Genomic DNA, 392 nt, shown 5'->3' on the forward strand with positions numbered 1-392 from the left:
CGGATGAAGGATTGTGGGGTGAAATAGATTCATTATGTGAAAAATGGCAGTCTGAAGCGGAAGATCAAACTGAGGCGGAGATAATAGCCGACAGGATAATTGGAAAAAGCCAGAGGATGGCGAACCTCAAAATTCGTCGTACAAAGTTCAAAAGTGTCTTGTATCATATACTAAAGGAACTAATTCAATCTCAGGGAACCGTAAAGGTTTATCGCGGTAGTAGTTTTTCACACGATTCGATAAAGATAAGCTTACATTATGAAGAGCAGCATATTACAGCCGTATGGGTCTACTTGACAGTAAAATTTGAAGAGCATTGGAAGCCTGTTGATGTAGAGGTCGAGTTTAGATGCAAGTTCAAGGAGCGAAAGGTGGATGGGTAGGTTATATAG

Annotated in this window: 1 protein-coding gene; it reads left to right on the forward strand. The window is 40.6% G+C overall.

Features of this window, described 5'->3' with window-relative positions; all coding sequences use genetic code 11:
• Positions 1-383, forward strand: a 383-nt coding sequence (locus tag CWC11_RS20435) for a hypothetical protein (protein WP_138684151.1), incomplete at its 5' end; no start/stop codon positions are given.
• Between the last annotated feature and the right edge of the window lie 9 nt (positions 384-392).

Origin of the sequence: Pseudoalteromonas sp. S3178 (genome assembly GCF_005886985.1) — a bacterium.
GTDB classification, from domain to species: Bacteria; Pseudomonadota; Gammaproteobacteria; order Enterobacterales; family Alteromonadaceae; genus Pseudoalteromonas; species Pseudoalteromonas carrageenovora.